We start from the raw sequence: 15,240 nt of genomic DNA on the forward strand, positions 1-15,240 counted from the left end.
ATACCACATTTCGGTCTGATTTAGAATTCTCCAATTAATATCAGCCAGTTACGCGAAAAACGGATGCAGCTACCATTCTTCTGGAGCTTTCCTTCGGGCGACATGCCATCGATGGTTGATTCCCATGGCCAAACCACAAATGACTGTGCAGCCGCGACCTCCACATCTCCCGAGAGGAAGATGCGAAAGCGGCTGCCCGACGTTATATTATTTGGGTGAAAGCCGAAGGATGTGCGCTGTTTCGCGCTACAATGCCGGCGGCAAGGATCGGCTGATCAGTCATCGGCATCGCGTTGATTCGGCGGACCAGAGCGCACGCACCACGGACCTCACCATCCGCCTGAAGCGGAGCAGAGATCAGATTGGCGGGCGAGATCAGGATCATGAGAACAGTATAGGAATATCCGCGAGATGGTGACAAGGCGGAAATTTTGCAGAATTTCGGCGAGGCCCTCAGGCTGCACGGGCAGCAGATCATCCAATAGGCCGGACGTCATACGAACGGAAGGCCTAGTAGTGCCTCGCGGAGCCATCCTGCCAGTCAAGACGAAGATGACGCGCTCAGTCCTTCGCCTCTATGATCCTGCGCAGTTCTTCTCTTGGAGTTGATGCGATGAACTTGGCAACGAGCTTCATGTCAGGTTCGACATTGACGGGGTTCGGCAAAAGTCCGCCATACGGCGACCGCAACGCCGACAGCATACGTGAAGGCGATGCTGCAAAGCACGATGTCGATGACTGGCACGTTGATGATCCTTCTTCTCCTAAGCTCAAGGATACTCGATCTTCAGGCGCCCCACGGGTTCTGTGATGTCCTGGAGCAGCACTAGGATCCATCGGACCATCATGCGGCCGCGCGCTAGCTGCTCTGCCCATCCGAGCCACGAGTTGCAGCCGTTGCTGTCGGTCATCCATCTCGGCGCCACGCTCGAGATCGACGACGACACCCTGCTTCCCGCCGCCCTGACCCGCGACGCCCAGGCAGAGACCCTCGACATCCTGTCGGGCGGCACACGCGACCAGGTGGCGATCCTGACGCGTCTCGCCTCTGCGCGCCTGTTCTCGGACCGGCACCACTGTCCCCGTGATCCTCGACGACGCCCTGGCCCACAGCGACGACGACCGCATCGAGGCGATGTTCACCGCAGTCCACTGCGTGGCCCAGGACCAGCAGGTCCTCGTCCTAACCTGCCGGCAGCGCGCCTTCGCGGCCTTGGGAGGGGAGAGAGCGAGGGTGACATTGGCACCGATCTGCGTCTAGGTGCCCCAGTCCAGCTTGGGAAACGCTAAAGGCGCGTGATGGGCGGCAAGCAGCCCGACGGTGGTGCAGCATAGAGACCGCGGCATCAGCCCAAAGCGGACGGTCACTCTATCGAAGGTCGGGTAAGCACCCTTGACAATGGGAAGGGTGAAAAGCGGCGTGGTATTGCAGTGAGGTAGCTGATGTATGGGCGAGGAGCGGCCATCCGTATGCGTTGCAACATCTCGTGCGTAGGACTCAGCCTTGAGGGTGAAAGCTAGCTGACCGGAGTGCCGAAGTGCCGCAACCGCTCAGCCACCGCAGGCGAGCCACTCTCGGAGGCGGACTGGTTAGGTAGCACATTGAGGTCGAGCAAGACAGCTCGGGCCATCGAATTGCCTAAACGACGTTGACGGACACACGCCACACCAATTATCGGCCCCGCAACGGTATCCGCGTCACGGCAAGCATATCATCGCAGACAATTTGTCAGCCGAATTTCTGGTCCAAGTATTCGAGATAGGCGGAAGGATTGTTACTCGCCAAGCCGAGGCGGTCCAATATTTGAGCACGTGTCAATGACCGCCCGTGATTCCAAACCACCTCTCTCAAGCTGCTTCGGAGTGGTTCCAGATTGCCTTCGTTCACCGCGCTGATGACGGCTGGCGATCCTTCTCCAAGGTGCCGCATCAACTGTGCGGCCGTCACATTGCCGATCGTGTAGGTCGGAAACGATCCTATATATCCTGACGACCAATGAATGTCCTGCAAGCACCCGCTAGCGTCGTTGTCGATCTGGATCCCCATATCCGACCTCATCGCCCGGTTCCATGTGTCGGGTATGTCAGCCACCTGCAGGCTGCCCTCCATCAGTGCCATCTCGATCCGGACGCGCAGCATGATGTGCAGATCATAAGTCAACTCGTCCGCCTCAACCCGGATCTGCCCCGGTTCGACCCTGTTGACCGCAGCGACGAACTCTTCCGTCGTCACATCGGAAAGCTGGTCGGGAAAGGTATCGCGAAGATGCGGGAAATGCGCATGCCAGAAGGCCGGACTGCGTCCGATGTGGTTCTCTAGAAGGCGCGATTGGCTTTCGTGCATGCCAAAGCTGGTGCCGCCCACGGCGTAGAGACCGATCATGTCTGTGGCAAAGGCGCTGCGCGTGTAAGCAGGATCGACGCCCTGTTCGTAGAGGGCATGGCCGGCCTCGTGGATGGTGCCAAAGATCGACATCGGCAGATAGTTGCGGGGCCACCGTGACGTGATGCGGACATCATTGCGAGTAAAGCTGACCTCGAAGGGGTGGACGGCGGTGTCTAGGCGCCCCCTGTCGAAATCATAGCCCAAGGCGTGGGCGATGTTGGTGGCGAACTGCTTCTGAAGCCGCGGATCATAGTCCCGATAGAGGAAATCCGTGCGGGGTGCGGGTCGGGCGCGTGCGCGATCCAGAATGGGAAGAATGCCCGCACGAAGGCTGTCGAACAACGTCCCTAGGCTGGCCGCCGTTTCGCCTGGTTCGAAGACCTGCACCATCGGGTCGTAGGGATGCCCCTGATGCCCAAGCGCATCGGCGGTCCTGCGCGCCAGGGCCACGACCCTCTCCAAATGAGGCTGGAAGATCGTGAAATCACCCTGCGCGCGTGCCTTGGCCCAAGCCGCGCCCGCGATCGTCGCGTGCTCCGCTTTTGCCTGCAGCAGTTCCGCCGGAAGGCGGGCGTGATGATCGATGGCCTCCCGCACCATTTGGGCCTGGGGATCGTCGCCGGCGGCATCAACCGCGTCGCGCATGGTGGGATCCAGGATCATCTTGCGCGCGATGCCCATCAGCGTCGCCACCTGCTGGCCGCGCGTCTCTGCACCACCCGATGGCATCTGCGTTCGCGCGTCCCAGTTGAGCATATTGACCGTGCATAGGACGTCATTCAGCTGCCCGATCCGGGCATGGAGTTCCGTGGTCATGCGGCACCTTTCTGGATGTCGACGCCACCGTCGTTCAGATGGCAGGCCACCGTGCGGGACGCACCGGCCGCGGTCAGTTGCGGCACCTCGGCCCGGCACCGCGGCCCTGCGAACGGGCAGCGTGGATGGAAGGCGCAGCCGGGCGGCGGTGCGATAGGGGACGGGACCTCACCCTTGATCGCCTCGAACCGCCCGCGGCCCGTGCCAACGGTCGGGATCGAAGCAAACAACGCTTGGGTATAGGGATGGCGCGGATCCGCATAAAGCTGATCGGCCGGTGCCAGTTCGACCAGCCGGCCCAAATACATAATCGCCACGCGGTCGCAGACATGGCGGACGACCGACAGATCGTGGCTGATGAACAGCGCTGTCAGACCCAGGTCGCGGCGCAGGTCCATGAACAGGTTCAGCACCTGTGCCTGGATCGACACGTCCAGCGACGCCACGGCCTCGTCCAACACCAGCACCTCGGGTTGCATCGCCAAAGCACGGGCGATGGCGATCCGCTGGCGCTGTCCTCCGGAGAACTGGTGCGGCAGGCGGTCGGCATAGGCGCCCTCCAGCCCGACCTGCTCCAGCAGGGAACGGATGCGTGTGCGCACCTGATCTGCTGGAATGATGCCATGATAGCGTGGACCTTCGGCCAAGGTCTCTCCGACCTTCATTCGGGGATTCAGGCTGGCGAAGGGGTCCTGATGGATCATCTGAACCTGCGTCGTCAGCTTGTGGATGGTGCCGCTGCGCTGATCGGCGATCGGCCGACCGTTCAATGTCACGCTGCCAGAGGTCGGGGCGTGAATGCCTGCGACCACCCGGCCCAGCGTCGATTTCCCACAGCCGGATTCGCCGACAATTCCCAGAACCTCGCCCTTCACGACTTGCAGCGACACGTCAGTCAGGGCATGCACGGTCACGGGTTTGCCCCCGCCGGTGAATTTTCCGGCCAGACGCTCCGACAGTCCGGGCCTGCGGGTGAACCGTTTAGAGACAGCATTAATCTTGAGGATCGGAACGGTCATACGCCCTCCAGCGGGTGATGGCACAGGACGGCCTGCCCATCGCGGACATCCAGCGGCGGCACGGTGCGGCACAGGTCGGTCGCGCGGGGGCAGCGGGGCCGGAACGGGCACCCCTCCGGCAGACGGGAGAGCTGCGGTGTCGAACCGGGGATCTGCGGCAGCTTGCGACCGGGTTCGTGCAACGCCGGGATCGAGTCGAGCAACCCTTGGGTATAGGGGTGCCGCGGCCCCCCAATCACCTGTTCGGCGGTGCCGCGTTCGACGATGCCGCCTGCATACATCACACAGATATCGTCGGCCAAGCTGGAGACGACGGCCAGATCATGGGTGATCCAGACGATGGCGGCACCAGTGTTGTCCGCCAGCTCGCGCACTTCGGCCAAGATCTGGCCCTGAATGGAGACATCCAGCGCCGTTGTGGCCTCGTCGGCGATGATAACCGATGGGCTGTGCAGAAGCGCCATGGCGATCGCCACCCGCTGGCGCATGCCTCCGGACAGCTGGTGCGGATAGGCCTGGAGGCGTTCCGCAGGGGATGGAATGCCCACCACCTCCAGTGCTTTCCGTGCATGTTCCAAGGCATCCGATTTGGACATGACCTGATGCACCCGCACCGCCATCGCCATCTGGTCGCCAACTCGCAGGACCGGGTTCAGGGTCATCATCGGATCCTGGAAGACCATCGCAACCTTGCGGCCGCGCATCTTGCGCAGGTCCTCCTTGGACAGCTGCCGCAGATCCACGCCGTCGACCAGGACGGCGCCTGCGGTCACCTCCCCCGGCGGGTCAATCAGGCCAAGAATCGAAAAACCGGTAACGCTCTTTCCCGACCCGCTTTCGCCCACGAGGCCCATGATCCGACCGGGCTGCACGGCGAAGCTGACGTCGTTGACCGCCGTCACATGACCTGCCCTGGTCTCGAACCGCGTGGTCAGTCCCTTGACGTCGAGTGCAGCGGTCATCTGCTATTCCTCGGGTCGATCACGGTCCTGACCTGGTCACCGACCAAGTTGATTGCCACGACGGTGATCATCAGAAAGACGCCGGGATAGATGGACAGCCATGAACGCCCGGTATGAATATACTTGAAGCCGTTGGAGATCAGTGACCCCAGCGACGGTTCGGTCAGTGGCAGGCCGACACCTAAAAAGGACAGCGTCGCCTCCAGCGAAATAGCGCTGGCAACCTGCACAGTTGCCACGACGATCAGCGGGGGCAGGACGTTGGGGAGCAGATGCTTGAACAGGATCCGCAGGGTCGGCAGCGGGGTCGACCGCGCGGCCTCGATATAGTCCTTGCGGCGCTCGACGGACGCGGCGCCATGGGTCGTGCGAGCGAAATAGGCGTATTGCGCCACGACCAGCGCCAGGATGATCTGCGGCACCCCCTGTCCCAGAACGGCGGCCATCACCAAGGCTAGCAGGATGGCGGGCATGGACAGCTGAAGGTCCACGATCCGCATCAGCAACGCCTCGATCCGGCCGCCGAAATATGCGGCCGTCAGACCGATGCTGATGCCCAGGATCAGCGCCAGCGCTCCGGCTGAAATTCCGATCAGGAAGCTGGTGCGCAACCCGTAAAGGATCGCGGACAGCATGTCGCGCCCGGCATTGTCGGTGCCCAGCAGGTGGATGTAGCCGCCCGATCCTGTCTGGCCCGGCCGTAGGAAGGCGTCCGCCCAGTCCAGCTGTCCCAAGTCGTAGGGATCCTGCGGCACCAGCCACGGCGCCCCGAAGGATGCGACCAGCAATGTCACGATTACGGCCAGTGCGCCCACCGCCACCCACGACCGGCTATAGTCGGACCAGAAGTTGCGCAGGCGCATTGCCCGTGTCTCGACCGGCGCGGCAGAAGGAACCGTGAGACTGTTTTCGGCTGGGGCCATCACGCGCCTCCCTTCAGGCGAACGCGGGGGTCGAGCCGCGCATAGATCAGGTCGACAGTCAGGTTGATCATCACGAAGAGCAGCACGACCATGACCAAGTAGGACACCATCACCGGTCGGTCCAATTGCAAGATGCTGTCGATGATCAGCTTGCCCACGCCTGGCCAGTTGAAGACTGTCTCGGTGACCACCGCAAAGGCCAGTGTCGAGCCCAGCTCCAGCCCGAATACGGTCACCAACGGGATGGAGATGTTGCGCATGATGTGACCGAACACGATCTGCCGGTCTGGAAGCCCCTGCGCGCGGGCAAAGCGGACGTAGTCCGTGCCCATCGCCTCGACCATGCCGGCGCGGGTCAGCCGGATCATCAGGCCCATCTTGAACAGGGACAAATTGATCGCCGGCATGATTACATGGGCCCAGCCATCTGCCGTCGCCAGTGACGTCTTGAACCACAGGGCCTGCCCGACCTCTCCGCGACCACCCGACGGCAACCAGCCCAGATTGACGGCGAACCCCATGATCAGCAGCATCCCGATCCAGAATGTCGGGACGGAGAAGCCCAGGACAGACAGCGCCATGATCAGCTTGGCCGGAATGCCGTTCGGACGGTAGCCCGCATACATGCCGGCAGGGACGCCGATCAGCGTTGCGATGCCCACTGAAACCAGCACCAGTTCCAGCGTCGCGGGCAGACGCGAGAAGACAAGCGACGTGACCGGGATGTTGTAGACCATGGATCGACCCAGATCGCCTTGAAACACGTTGCCGACGAAGGTGAAATACTGTTGCCACAGCGGCTGGTCGAACCCGTATTGCCGGATCAGGTTCTCACGGATCTCCTGGCTGGCGCCCGGGTCGATCATCACGTCGATCGGGTTGCCGATCGCGTAGACACCGACGAACACGATGACCGACATGACGAACACGACCACCGCCGCCTGCATCAGCCGGCCGACAAGGTAGCCAAACATCGCAATCCCCCGTTTCTTCTCTGTCCGATGTCGCCCGGCAGCGGGCGTCGGTGGCGCGCCTCTGAACCGGACGCGCCACGCGGTTGTCAGATCACTCTTTCGGGGTGATCGCGTAGGCGCGGGTTTCCTGATCAACGCGGGGAGTGAAATCCAGCATGTCGGCCTTGGCCGCCCAAACGCTCTGCAGGATGACGGTCGGGATCAGGGCGCGATCCTCCATCGCGATTTCGGACGCCTGCTCGTAAAGTTCGCGGCGCGCGTCCGTATCCAGCGTCTGGCTGCCCTCGCTGAAAATCCGGTCGAATTCCGGGTTCGAGTAGCCCGAGCGGTTGAAGTTGCCAAAGCCTTTCTCGGCGTCCTGCGTATGGACCAGGGCGCCGTAGGTATAGGCGGCCTCGCCCGTCAGCGTCCCCCAGGCGGACATTGTCATCGTGTATTCCTCGCGCTGCGCGGCTGGGAAGAAGACCGTTCCGTTCAGTGCCTGCGCATTCACTGTCAGGCCAAGGCGCGACCACATCTGGGCCAGCGCCTCGCAGACCACCGCGTCGCCGGGAACACGATTGTTCGTGCAGGTGAAGTCGATCTCGAACCCGTCGGGATAACCCGCCTCGGTCAGCAGCGCCTTAGCTTGATCGATGTCATAGGCGGGTGCCGGAATGTCCGACGAGTAGCCGAAGAACCCTTCGGGCATCAGCTGGTTCGCGGGCGTGCCCAGCCCTTCCAGAACCACGTTAACCAGAACGTCGCGGTTGATCGCCAGATCCAATGCCTTGCGCACCCGCACGTCCTGTAGCGGATTGCCGTCGACTTCCTGGCCGTTCACTTTGATTGGCTGGGGCTCCTCGTCCTTGACCGACGGTGCGATGTTCAGGATGTAGATCGAATCCGACACGAACGTGTCGAGGCTGCTGTCAGCCTGCATCGACAGGTAGTCCGTGGCCGGCACATAGTTGATCATGTCGACCTGTCCCGATTTCAGCGCCGCCACGCGGGCGGCATCATCGGGGATTTCGCGGCGGGTCACGGTCTCCCAAGCCGGGGCATCGCCCCAGTAGTCGTCGTTGCGCTGAACCACTAGGTCGCCCTTGGGCTGCCAGCTGACGAACGTGTAGGGGCCGGTGCCGATCGCCTTCTCGCCGGAGTTGAATTCCTCGTTCCCGGCCTCCATCCCAGTTTCGGACGGAACGACGAACAGGCGCGTGAAGTCGTTCGGCAGCGACGGCGCCATGCCGTTGGTGGTGATGCGCAGCGTATAGTCGTCCACGACTTCGACCGACGCGACATACTTGGTGTAGAGCGTCATGGGCATCGGGCCCGTGACGGCAGGAATGCGCTCGATCGAGAACTTGACGTCCTCGGCGGTAAAGGGGGTGCCGTCATGGAAGGACACACCCTCGCGCAGCTTGAACTCCCACGTGGTGTCGTCAATCGGCGTCCAGCTGACGGCAAGGCCCGGTTGCAGTTGCAGCGTCTCATCAGCATCGACCAGCGTATCGAAGACGTGGCGCAGCGCCTCGGCCTGGCTGCCCAGGGTGGACCAGTGCGGGTCGATCGAATCCGGTCCAGCGCGCAGACCGAGTGTCAGGTCCTGTGCCATGGCCGCCGGGGCGGCAGCCAGCAGAGCGATGAGAGCAATTCCCGAGCGAAGAGCATTTTTAGCCATTTCCGAACCTCACCTGTTATCATTGACTGTAACACTAGAGACCGTTTTTTTTGCACGTCAAGAAATTTCGGGCCAAAATGTCAGTAGCATTGCCGTTCGCACAATGCATGACGATGGAGATTTGCCACCATTGATTTTAAAGAATTACTCTTGAGCGGCCAACTGTTATCATTCAATGATACGGTATGAGCGCAGTTCCCGCCCCTGACTTGGATGCCGCCCTGCTGCGGATCGCCCATGCCATCGATCCGGCCTCTTCGGTCCCGGTTTCCGTGCAGCTGCGCGGGGCACTGGAATATGGGATCGCAGCGGGCGACATCCCGTCCGGCAGCCGCCTTCCTTCGGTTCGAAAGCTTGCGGCGACATTGGGGCTGTCGCCCGTCACGGTCAGCAACGTCTTTGCCGCCCTGCAGGAACGTGGTCAGATCGAAGGGCGAATCGGATCAGGCACCTTCGTGACCGATCGCGGCATCCCCTGTGCCACGCGCTCGCGGCAGATGGCTGCGCTTGAACGTCAGATCGCCGCACTGGTGTCCGCCGGGCGGGAACTAGGGCTGACAGCGCAGGATATCGCCCTTCGCGTGACGATGGCGGCGTCTAGCGCGCCGCGACCCCTGCGCGTCGTGGTGTTGGGGACATTCAGCGATGCGACTGCGGCCTATGCCCGCGATCTGGTGTCATATCTGTCCCCCGACGATGTCATCATGCCTTGGACCATTGACCAGCGGGCCGACCTGCCGGCGCGCGTCGACTTGGTCGTCTCACCCCGGACCCTTGCGACACAGGCGGCCGAGCTGTTTCCCGAAATCCCTCAGGTCAGCATGATCCTGATCCCGAACGAAGCCACGCGCGTGGCCCTTGCCGGCCTTCGACCCGATGCGCGTGTGCTGCTGGTCTCATACTTCGATGATTTCCTCAGCGTGCTGAAGGCCGGGGTTGGTCGGTTCGCACCGCATCTGGGTCGCGTGACGGCCGTCGCACGCACGGCCAACGACCTGGACCGCCTGCTGGCGGAGTGCGACGTGCTGATCCACGCGACGGGCGCTGAGTATCTGCGAGCCAGCCTTGCCCACCAGCAGACCGCGATCGAATATCGCCACACCCCCGACAGCCACGCCGTGCAGACACAACTGCTGCCGGCATTGGACGCCCTCCGCACGGCCGGCGCCATCAAAGGAGAGACGCCATGAAAATTTCCGAAAGTTCCTGGTTCGACATTGAGGCCTATCTGCAGACGGACGACCGCTGCATCCTGCCCCTGGGCAGCACCGAACAGCATGCCCATCTGAGCCTGTCGGTGGATTCCATCCTGTCAGAAAAAATCGCCGCCGATGCGGCAGAGCCTCTTGGCGTCCCGGTCTTTCCTCCGGTTCCCTATGGGCTAACGCCCTATTTCATGGCCTTTCCAGGAACAGTCTCCCTGAAGCTTTCGACCTATGCGGCGCTGGTGCGGGACATCCTAGACAGTCTCTACGACACCGGGTTTCGACGCGTGCTGATCGTCAACGGACATGGCGGCAACAGCCCAGTCCAGCCTGTCTGCGCGGAATGGATGCAGGCCCGCCCTGGGGCGCGGTGCCGGTTCCACGACTGGTGGCGGGCCCCGCGCACCTGGGCCGCGGTGCAGGCCGTCGATCCGGTGGCCTCGCACGCCTCCTGGATGGAGAACTTTCCTTGGACACGCCTGCCGGGTCGTCCGGTGCCCCCCGAGCAGAAGCCCTATGTCGACTTCGGCCGCCTCCGCGACCGGGACGCCCAGGGCGTGCGCGACCTGATCGGGGACGGCAATTACGGCGGCCATTACCAGAAGCCCGACGACCGGATGGACGGCATCTGGCAGGTCGCCGTTGCGGAGACCCGCGCCCTGATCGAAGGCGACTGGGCATGACGGAGCAGGAACCTGTCCTGATCTGGGGCGCCGGGGCCATCGGCGGCATTTTGGGCGCCTATGCCGCCCGCGCAGGCCACCCGGTGCAGATGGTAGACATCGAGGCCGAGCACGTCGAGGCGATGCGCCGCGACGGGTTGCGCATCGAAGGCCCCGTCGAGGAGTTCGTCCAGATCCTTCCGGCCGAAACCCCTGCCACGCTGACCGGGACCTATCGCCGCGTGATCCTTGCCGTGAAGGCGCATCATACCCGTCAAGCCATGCAGATGCTGATGCCGCACCTTGCGCCGGACGGCTTTGTCGTGTCGGCACAGAATGGCCTGAACGAGCGCGTAATCGCGGACATGATCGGCGCGGATCGCACGGTCGGCTGCTTTGTCAACTTTGGCGCGGACTGGTTGGAGCCGGGCCGCATCCTTTACGGCAACCGCGCGGCGGTGGCCTTGGGCGAACTGGACAATCGCGTCAGCCCGCGGGTGCAGGAGATGCATGCCCTGTTCGCGTTGGTCGAACCCGAGGCGGTCATGACCGACAACATATGGGGCTATCTGTGGGGCAAGATGGGCTACGGCTCGCTGCTGTTCGCGACCGCACTGACACCGGAATCGATGTCCGACGCGATGGACCCGGCCCCGTGGCGCCCGGTCTACGCGGCCTTGGGCCATGAGGTCATGCGTCTGGCCCAGGCCGAGGGTGTCACGCCCCTGGGCTTCAACGGCTTCGATCCGGATGCATTCCTGGCCCTCGACGCGGCGCGGATAGATGCTTCGATCGACGCAATGGTGGCCCATAACCGCAAGACGGCGAAGACCCATTCCGGGATCTACCGCGACCTTGCCGTCCGCAGGCGCAAGACCGAGGTCGATGCGCAAGTGGGCGTCCTGATCGAGATCGGCCGCGGGCACGGCATTCCCACCCCCGCCCTATCGGAGTTGTGCAACCTGATCCACGGCATCGAGGACGGCACCCGGACACAATCCACCGTGCTTCTGGACCGGATGGTGGCGACATGCAGCTGACCTTGGCAGGACAGGTCTTTGCCGTCACGGGAGCGGCACAGGGCATAGGCGCGGCGATCGTGCGGACGCTTGCGGGATCGGGCGCGATCGTGGCCGCCATGGACATCGATGACGCCGGACTGACACCGCTGGCGGGACTGCCCGGCGTCACCTGTCACGCAGGCGATCTGGGGCGGCAGGAGGGCGCCCGAGCGCTTTGCGCAACCGTGCTGGATCGGCACGGTCGGGTCGACGGGCTAATCACCGCCGCCGGCGGTGTGCGCGGCCAGGTCGGCATGCCCCTGGACCTGGTGGACGAGACCGACTGGCGGGCCATCTTCGCGGCCAATGTCGACGCGGTCATGTGGTGCGCACAGGCGCTGACCCCCGGCATGAAGGCCGCAGGATCGGGCCGGATCGTCACCATCTCCTCGGGTGCGGGGCTGAAGCCCAGCCTGACGGGCATCCAGGCCTATACCGCGGCAAAGCATGCACTCGTCGGGCTGACCAAGCAGCTGGCTCTGGAACTGGGGCCGTCGGGGATCACCGTGAATTCGGTCGCGCCGGGGTTCATCCTGTCTAATCCCTCGACCGAACGGCAGTGGCAGGCCTTCGGTCCCGCTCGGCAGCAGCGCATCATCGACAGCATTCACCTGCGTCGTCTTGGGCAGGCCGAGGACATCGCCAACGCCGTCGCGTTCCTGTGCTCGCGGCAGGCGGACTGGATCACCGGACAGATCCTGCAGGTGGACGGAGGACACGGATGACAAACCCGCACGAATGGCCGGAGGACGTCTGGCGCACAAAGGTCGGCGCGGTGCGCGCAGGCCGTAGCCTGCTTCCGGAACGATGGCCGGGCGGTGCGCGCTGCGCCGTGGCCTTCTCCTTCGACAGCGATCACGAGACGAACGAATTGCGCGACGGCGGCAATTCCGTGGCCCGCCTCAGTTGGGGCGAATTCGGCGCGCGCCGTGGCGTTCCCCGCATCCGGCAGGTGTTGGACCGCCACGGCGCCAAGGCGACGTTCTTCGTCCCGGCGGTTGCGGCACTGCTGCATCCGGATGAACAGCGCGCCCTTGCGCATGATGGGCACGAAATCGGCCTGCACGGCTGGATCCACGAGCTGAACACCACGCTGGACGCCGCGACCGAGCGGGAGCTGATGCTGCGTGCCGCCGACACGCTGGAGCGCATCAGCGGCCAGCGCCCCGTCGGCATGCGGACGCCGTCCTGGGACTACAGTCCCGCTACCCTGTCTATCGCCCGTGAGATGGGCCTCCTCTACGACAGCTCGCTGTTTTCCGACGATGACCCCTACGAGATCCTGCAGGATGGACAGCCTACAGGCATGGTCGAACTGCCCGTCGAATGGATCCGCGACGACGCGGTTTATTTCATGATGAACCGCTTTGGGGCACAGCGGCCTTATACGCCTCCTGCGGATGTGCTGGACATCTTCCTGCGCGAGTTCGAGGGCGCCTACGCCGATGGCGGGCTGTTCCTTCTGACCATGCACCCGCATGTCAGTGGATATCGCAGCCGCATCTTCATCCTGGAACAGCTGCTGGAGCGCATCGTCGCCAAGGGCGACTGCTGGATCGCCACCCATGCCGAAGTCGCCGGCTACTGCGCGGAGCAGGCCGGACTGCCACGAGGAGCGTCAAAGTGACCGGATTTTCACTTGCGGTGCATGGCGGCGCCGGCACCATTCTGCGCCGGAACATGACTGATGAACTGGAAGCTCGCTATCATGCCGGCCTGCGCCGTGCCTTGCAGGCCGGGCATGAGATCCTCGTCGCATCCGGCAGCGCGATGGACGCGGTTACTGCCGCTGTTTGCGTGCTGGAGGACGAGCCGCTCTTCAACGCGGGACGCGGTGCCGTCTTCACCTCAGACGGCCAGCAGGAAATGGACGCCGCAGTCATGGACGGCGCCACGCGCAAGGCGGGCGCCATCGCAGGCATCATGGGACCGCGCAACCCGATCCTGGCCGCACGGGCAGTGATGGAGAGAACCGATCATGTCCTTCTGATCGGCCCCAGCGCCTTACAGGTGGCGCGCGACGCAGGCCTGCCTTTTGAGGGGACGGAATACTTCTTCACCCAGCAAAGATGGGATGCCCTGCAGACGACATTGCAGATGCGTCGCCATGGGGTCGACGACACCGATCCGGCCCGCCGCCATGGGACTGTAGGTGCCGTAGCACGCGACACTCACGGCAACCTGGCTGCTGCCACCTCAACGGGCGGTATGACGGCCAAGTTACCTGGCCGCGTCGGAGACACCCCCGTGATCGGCGCGGGCACCTATGCGGACAACGACACCTGCGCAGTTTCCGGCACCGGGCATGGCGAGATCTTCATCCGCTGGAACGCCGCCGCCGAAATCGCGGCCCGAATGCGTCATGCAGGCCAGACGTTGACGGACGCGGCATGCCATGTGGTCATGGACGACCTTGGATCGAATGGCGGATCAGGAGGCGTCATAGCCGTCGATGCTCAAGGAAACCTGTCCCTGCCCTTCAATTGCGAAGGTATGTATAGAGGCACCGTCACCCAGGAATCCGGCTTTAGGACGTATATCTACCGCTAATTTCGCTGCAAATCATGAGATCCGCAGCTCTGCCTGACAATGGCGGGTGATTTGGGCGGGAAACGGAGGGTGAGCAGCGCGGAGGGTAGCAGGGTGGCAGGAGCATAAAGCCCAAGCGGACGTTGGCCCGCTATAACGCGTTCCTAGCTTACGCCGGGCGGCGGCTTGGCCGAGTTTATCTACGACTTTAAGGTCCATCACGTAGGACAAGGAAAACAGCTCCTAGTGGCGCGCTGCGCTTGATCATATCGCTGACCGGGATCTCACCAACGCAGAGGTCGGTGAGCTACGAATAGTCACCATCCTGCGCACATCATCTTAATATACGGGTGGCGAGATGACCCAGATGACGACGGCTGGTTCAGTCCCCTCGTTCTCCCAGGCATAGGTGCTTTCCCTGAACTGAAAGCTGTCCCCAGGATGCAGGACCACCTTCAGCGCACCGATCCACATTGTCAACTGTCCCGAGATCAGGACGCCTCCGTCCTCGCTTGGGCGCGCGGCTTTGGGCCCTCCGCTGTCCGAACCTGGGGCAAAGGTGGACATGATCATCTCGAAGCTTCCGCCAAGCGTCGGCGACAACAGTTCCTCGGTCAACCCGGTCTCGCTTGAGCCAATCGCCATGCGGTCGGCGGCGCGCAGGACCAGACCCTGTTCTTCGGGGTTCTGATGGGCGCAGCGGAAGAAGAAGTTGAGGCTTACATCGAAATATGCCGCGATGGCGGCCAGGTCCCTGACCGATGGGACGGTGTGTCCGCGCTCGACTTGGCTCAGCCAGCCGACAGACCGGCCGAGTGCGGATGTCAGATCGGCGATCGTCAGGCCGCGGGACTTTCTCAAAGCGCGGATATCGCTTCCAACCAGGTTGTTCACGCCACGGCAGCTTTCGTCGATGGATGTCGGGGCCAGCATCGGTCGTCTGCGCTGGACAGGCAAGGCTGGAAGAAGATGTTCAGTGTGAAATGAAATAATAATGTTGATTTTCATTTTTTACTCTGCAGCATGGTCTGCGACCTTCT

Annotated in this window: 16 protein-coding genes; 8 read left to right on the forward strand and 8 right to left on the reverse strand. The window is 63.0% G+C overall.

Annotation, left to right across the window (positions count from 1 at the left end):
- Positions 1–202: 202 nt before the first annotated feature.
- Positions 203–385: a hypothetical protein gene (locus ACNR9W_RS12805; protein ID WP_419269060.1), complete on the reverse strand. Its 183-nt coding sequence runs from the start codon at positions 383–385 to the stop codon at positions 203–205.
- A 192-nt stretch (positions 386–577) separates the two neighbouring features.
- Between ACNR9W_RS12805 and ACNR9W_RS12810 the strand changes: the two genes are divergently transcribed.
- Complete coding sequence (locus ACNR9W_RS12810) at positions 578–811, forward strand: hypothetical protein (RefSeq protein ID WP_419269061.1); 234 nt, start codon at positions 578–580, stop codon at positions 809–811.
- 273 nt (positions 812–1,084) lie between these two features.
- Positions 1,085–1,261, forward strand: coding sequence for a hypothetical protein (locus ACNR9W_RS12815; RefSeq protein WP_419269062.1), 177 nt, complete (start codon positions 1,085–1,087; stop codon positions 1,259–1,261).
- 468 nt (positions 1,262–1,729) lie between these two features.
- Here the strand turns inward: ACNR9W_RS12815 and ACNR9W_RS12820 are convergent, their stop codons facing one another.
- The 6 genes from ACNR9W_RS12820 to ACNR9W_RS12845 all read right to left on the reverse strand — a co-directional run bounded on the left by ACNR9W_RS12820 (position 1,730) and on the right by ACNR9W_RS12845 (position 8,677).
- Positions 1,730–3,202 carry a carboxypeptidase M32 gene (locus ACNR9W_RS12820; RefSeq protein WP_419269063.1) on the reverse strand — a complete coding sequence of 491 codons (1,473 nt, stop codon included), beginning with the start codon at positions 3,200–3,202 and terminating at the stop codon, positions 1,730–1,732.
- Positions 3,199–4,221: an ABC transporter ATP-binding protein gene (locus ACNR9W_RS12825; protein WP_458478498.1), complete on the reverse strand. Its 1,023-nt coding sequence runs from the start codon at positions 4,219–4,221 to the stop codon at positions 3,199–3,201. The genes ACNR9W_RS12820 and ACNR9W_RS12825 overlap by 4 nt, the downstream gene beginning before the upstream one ends.
- Positions 4,218–5,183 carry an ABC transporter ATP-binding protein gene (locus ACNR9W_RS12830; RefSeq protein ID WP_419269065.1) on the reverse strand — a complete coding sequence of 322 codons (966 nt, stop codon included), beginning with the start codon at positions 5,181–5,183 and terminating at the stop codon, positions 4,218–4,220. Before ACNR9W_RS12830 ends, ACNR9W_RS12825 begins: the two co-directional genes overlap by 4 nt.
- The gene (locus tag ACNR9W_RS12835; RefSeq protein ID WP_419269066.1) at positions 5,180–6,106 is read right to left on the reverse strand and encodes an ABC transporter permease; all 927 of its coding nucleotides are present in this window, start codon (positions 6,104–6,106) and stop codon (positions 5,180–5,182) included. Before ACNR9W_RS12835 ends, ACNR9W_RS12830 begins: the two co-directional genes overlap by 4 nt.
- Positions 6,106–7,080 (reverse strand): ABC transporter permease, encoded by a 975-nt coding sequence (locus tag ACNR9W_RS12840; RefSeq protein ID WP_419269067.1) that lies wholly within the window; start codon positions 7,078–7,080, stop codon positions 6,106–6,108. The genes ACNR9W_RS12835 and ACNR9W_RS12840 overlap by 1 nt, the downstream gene beginning before the upstream one ends.
- A gap of 91 nt (positions 7,081–7,171) precedes the next feature.
- On the reverse strand, positions 7,172–8,677 hold the full coding sequence (locus tag ACNR9W_RS12845; RefSeq protein WP_419269068.1) for an ABC transporter substrate-binding protein: 1,506 nt from the start codon (positions 8,675–8,677) through the stop codon (positions 7,172–7,174).
- A 251-nt stretch (positions 8,678–8,928) separates the two neighbouring features.
- Between ACNR9W_RS12845 and ACNR9W_RS12850 the strand changes: the two genes are divergently transcribed.
- The 6 genes from ACNR9W_RS12850 to ACNR9W_RS12875 are packed head-to-tail and all read left to right on the forward strand — an operon-like array spanning position 8,929 to position 14,221.
- On the forward strand, positions 8,929–9,933 hold the full coding sequence (locus ACNR9W_RS12850; protein WP_419269069.1) for a GntR family transcriptional regulator: 1,005 nt from the start codon (positions 8,929–8,931) through the stop codon (positions 9,931–9,933).
- Positions 9,930–10,631, forward strand: a complete 702-nt coding sequence (locus ACNR9W_RS12855; protein ID WP_419269071.1) for a creatininase family protein — start codon at positions 9,930–9,932, stop codon at positions 10,629–10,631. The genes ACNR9W_RS12850 and ACNR9W_RS12855 overlap by 4 nt, the downstream gene beginning before the upstream one ends.
- A complete protein-coding gene (locus ACNR9W_RS12860) occupies positions 10,628–11,650 on the forward strand; it encodes a ketopantoate reductase family protein (protein WP_419269072.1) in 1,023 nt (340 codons plus the stop codon). Before ACNR9W_RS12855 ends, ACNR9W_RS12860 begins: the two co-directional genes overlap by 4 nt.
- Complete coding sequence (locus tag ACNR9W_RS12865) at positions 11,641–12,396, forward strand: SDR family NAD(P)-dependent oxidoreductase (RefSeq protein ID WP_419269073.1); 756 nt, start codon at positions 11,641–11,643, stop codon at positions 12,394–12,396. Before ACNR9W_RS12860 ends, ACNR9W_RS12865 begins: the two co-directional genes overlap by 10 nt.
- Positions 12,393–13,298 (forward strand): polysaccharide deacetylase family protein, encoded by a 906-nt coding sequence (locus ACNR9W_RS12870; RefSeq protein WP_419269074.1) that lies wholly within the window; start codon positions 12,393–12,395, stop codon positions 13,296–13,298. The genes ACNR9W_RS12865 and ACNR9W_RS12870 overlap by 4 nt, the downstream gene beginning before the upstream one ends.
- On the forward strand, positions 13,295–14,221 hold the full coding sequence (locus ACNR9W_RS12875) for an isoaspartyl peptidase/L-asparaginase family protein (RefSeq protein ID WP_419269075.1): 927 nt from the start codon (positions 13,295–13,297) through the stop codon (positions 14,219–14,221). Before ACNR9W_RS12870 ends, ACNR9W_RS12875 begins: the two co-directional genes overlap by 4 nt.
- Positions 14,222–14,539: 318 nt before the next feature.
- On the opposite strand, the gene ACNR9W_RS12880 is transcribed toward ACNR9W_RS12875, so the two are convergent.
- A complete protein-coding gene (locus tag ACNR9W_RS12880) occupies positions 14,540–15,208 on the reverse strand; it encodes a helix-turn-helix domain-containing protein (protein ID WP_419269076.1) in 669 nt (222 codons plus the stop codon).
- Between the last annotated feature and the right edge of the window lie 32 nt (positions 15,209–15,240).

This window comes from Paracoccus sp. T5, assembly GCF_048538155.2.
Lineage (GTDB): Bacteria > Pseudomonadota > Alphaproteobacteria > Rhodobacterales > Rhodobacteraceae > Paracoccus.

Bases quoted from the DNA above. Each gene is read 5' to 3' on its own strand.
- ACNR9W_RS12805 (WP_419269060.1), bottom strand. From the start codon at position 385: ATGATCCTGATCTCGCCCGCCAATCTGATCTCTGCTCCGCTTCAGGCG.
- ACNR9W_RS12810 (WP_419269061.1), top strand. From the start codon at position 578: ATGATCCTGCGCAGTTCTTCTCTTGGAGTTGATGCGATGAACTTGGCA.
- ACNR9W_RS12820 (WP_419269063.1), bottom strand. From the start codon at position 3,202: ATGACCACGGAACTCCATGCCCGGATCGGGCAGCTGAATGACGTCCTA.
- ACNR9W_RS12825 (WP_458478498.1), bottom strand. From the start codon at position 4,221: ATGACCGTTCCGATCCTCAAGATTAATGCTGTCTCTAAACGGTTCACC.
- ACNR9W_RS12830 (WP_419269065.1), bottom strand. From the start codon at position 5,183: ATGACCGCTGCACTCGACGTCAAGGGACTGACCACGCGGTTCGAGACC.
- ACNR9W_RS12835 (WP_419269066.1), bottom strand. From the start codon at position 6,106: ATGGCCCCAGCCGAAAACAGTCTCACGGTTCCTTCTGCCGCGCCGGTC.
- ACNR9W_RS12840 (WP_419269067.1), bottom strand. From the start codon at position 7,080: ATGTTTGGCTACCTTGTCGGCCGGCTGATGCAGGCGGCGGTGGTCGTG.
- ACNR9W_RS12845 (WP_419269068.1), bottom strand. From the start codon at position 8,677: ATGGCACAGGACCTGACACTCGGTCTGCGCGCTGGACCGGATTCGATC.
- ACNR9W_RS12850 (WP_419269069.1), top strand. From the start codon at position 8,929: ATGAGCGCAGTTCCCGCCCCTGACTTGGATGCCGCCCTGCTGCGGATC.
- ACNR9W_RS12855 (WP_419269071.1), top strand. From the start codon at position 9,930: ATGAAAATTTCCGAAAGTTCCTGGTTCGACATTGAGGCCTATCTGCAG.
- ACNR9W_RS12860 (WP_419269072.1), top strand. From the start codon at position 10,628: ATGACGGAGCAGGAACCTGTCCTGATCTGGGGCGCCGGGGCCATCGGC.
- ACNR9W_RS12865 (WP_419269073.1), top strand. From the start codon at position 11,641: ATGCAGCTGACCTTGGCAGGACAGGTCTTTGCCGTCACGGGAGCGGCA.
- ACNR9W_RS12870 (WP_419269074.1), top strand. From the start codon at position 12,393: ATGACAAACCCGCACGAATGGCCGGAGGACGTCTGGCGCACAAAGGTC.
- ACNR9W_RS12880 (WP_419269076.1), bottom strand. From the start codon at position 15,208: ATGAAAATCAACATTATTATTTCATTTCACACTGAACATCTTCTTCCA.